Below are 2,452 nucleotides of genomic sequence, written 5' to 3' on the forward strand. Positions count from 1 at the left end.
AGTGTCGAGGGTCCAGGCCTGATGCCCGGCGGGCAGGCGCGACAGCCACTGCGCCTGGGTCAAGGTGACCTTGGCATCGGCATCCTCAATCAGGAACGCCAGGCGTGCAGCCGGCAATTCCGGGTCCAGCGGCAACCACGCGGCGCCGGCATGGACGATGCCGAGCAAGGCCACGACCATCTCCACCGAACGCTCCATGCACAGCGGCACGATGCTGTCAGTACCTACACCGGCGGCGCGCAGGGCCCGGGCAACGGTTTGCGCCCGTTGATCCAGTTCGGCATAGCTNGAGCAAGGCCACGACCATCTCCACCGAACGCTCCATGCACAGCGGCACGATGCTGTCAGTACCTACACCGGCGGCGCGCAGGGCCCGGGCAACGGTTTGCGCCCGTTGATCCAGTTCGGCATAGCTCAGGCGCTGGCCTTCGAACACCAGCGCTGGGGCGTTGGGGCTCAGAGCTGCCTGTTGACTGAGCGCGGTGTGCAGGTTGGTCGGGCCGCTGTAGTGACGTTCGGTGGCGTTCCAGCGATCCAGTTGCTGCTGATCCTGCTGTTGCGGGAATAGTTCGACCAGCGTGCGCCCAGGGGTTGCCACCAAGGCATCAAGCAGCGCACACCACTGCGCGCTCCAGCGTTGCATCGTCGTTTCGTCGAACAAGGCCGATTGGTATTCCAGTGCCAGCGTCATGTCGCTGCCATCGTCCTGGACTTCCCAGCTCTGTTCGAACTTGGCGTCGATCACCGGCAGCATCTGCTCTTCGACGTTCAGCCCCGGCCATTGGCTGCTGTCCATCCGGCCATAGTTCAGGGAGAACAGCACCTGGAACAGCGGTGTACGGTTCAGGTCGCGGTTTTGCGCGACAGCACCGACCAGTGTGGCGAAGGGCAGGTCGGCATGGGCCTGGGCTGCGCGCAGGTCGGCCTCGAGGCTGGCGAGCAATTGCTCGGCCGGAGCCAGTTGGTCGACGTCGCTGCGGATCACCAGGGTGTTGACCAGACAGGCCAGCAGTGTCTGGGCTTGCGGTTGATCACGCTGGTCCGCCGGGGTGCCGAAGCGAATCTCCCGTTGACCGCTGTAACGCGCCAGCAGCGCGCTCAAGGCCGTGGCGAGCACCACATAGGTGGTGGTGCCGCGCTGACGGGCGAACTGACGGATGGCTTCGGCGCGCTGGGTGCCGAGACGGAGGGTCAGTTGCCGGGCGCGACGATCTGCTTCGGCGCCACGCGGATGGTCGATGGGCAGGTCGAGTTGGTAGTCTTCCTGGCCGAGGTGGTTTTTCCAGTAGTCCAGGCTGTCACTGCGTCGGGCCTGGGTGTCCGGGTGCTGTTGCCACAGGGCGAAATCGACGTAGTCGATCTCCAGCGGCGTCCAGGCCGGCGACTGCCCGTTGAGGCCGGCGGCGTAGGCCTGGGTCAGTTCGTCGATGAGCAACTGCATGGCCCAACCGTCGGTGGCACTGTGGTGCAGGCACACCAGCAGCAGGTTTTCGTCGCTGCCCTGACGTTGCAGCAGATGCGCGCGCCAAGGTGCGGCGGCGGCCAGGTCGAACGCTGTCATCAGTTCGTCCTGGGCGTTGGCGCAGGCCGAGGCCCAGTCCTGGGTCGCGACTTCAGTGACCGCGAGCGTCGGTCCGTGGTCGTCGATCAGCAATTGCGGCTCGCCGTCGACTTCGACAATCCGGCTGCGCAGCACCAGATGGCGCTGGCTGAGCTGCTCAAAGGCCTCGCGCAAGACCTGGACCTGCAGCTCACCGCGCAAGGTCAGGGCAAACGGCATGTGGTACTCGCGGGATTCCGGCACCAGGCGACTGAGCATCCAGAATCGGCGCTGGGCCAGACCCAGGGGCAATTGCGCCGGGCGCGGTTGCGCGCTGATCGATTCACCGGGCATGGCCGCGCGCAGATGCTCGGCCAAGGCCGCCACCGTTGGTTGGGCGAACACCAGCGGCAAGGGCAGGGAAACCCCAAGGCGCTCACGGACCCGACTGACCAGGCGGGTGGCCAGCAAGGAGTGGCCGCCGAGTTGGAAGAAGTGATCTTCGATGCCGACTGGCGAACAACCCAGCACTTCGCCGAACAGTTCGCAGAGTACGCTTTCAGTGGCGTTGCGCGGTGCTGTGCGCGGCTGGTCGCTTTGGCTCTGTGGCAGCGGCGTGGCGGCCAATGCCTTGCGGTCGAGCTTGCCGTTGCTGTTGAGCGGCAGGCTGTCGAGCTGCACGAACAGGCTTGGCTGCATGTGCGCGGGCAGGCTGTCGCTCAAGTCGGCACGCAGGGTCGCCTCATCGGCGTCTCCGCACCAGAAACTCACCAGGCGTTGGTCGAGCAACAAGGTGGCGGCATCGCGAACACCGGCCTGCGCGAGCAGTGCGGCGTCGATTTCCCCCAGCTCGATGCGCTGGCCGCGCAATTTCACCTGATGGTCGAGACGCCCCAGGTACTCGATGTTGCC

At 65.8% G+C, this 2,452-nt stretch carries 2 protein-coding genes; both read right to left on the minus strand.

Annotated elements, in window-relative coordinates; all coding sequences use genetic code 11:
• The coding region (locus MKS85_RS28705) for an AMP-binding protein (RefSeq protein WP_409078041.1) at positions 1–210 on the minus strand (210 nt) is incomplete at its 3' end.
• Between the two features lie 7 nt (positions 211–217).
• Positions 218–2,452 (minus strand): condensation domain-containing protein (locus tag MKS85_RS28710; protein WP_310663251.1); only part of this gene is annotated, 2,235 nt, incomplete at its 5' end.

This window comes from Pseudomonas sp. JL2, from assembly GCF_031570495.1.
Lineage (GTDB): Bacteria > Pseudomonadota > Gammaproteobacteria > Pseudomonadales > Pseudomonadaceae > Aquipseudomonas > Aquipseudomonas rhizophila.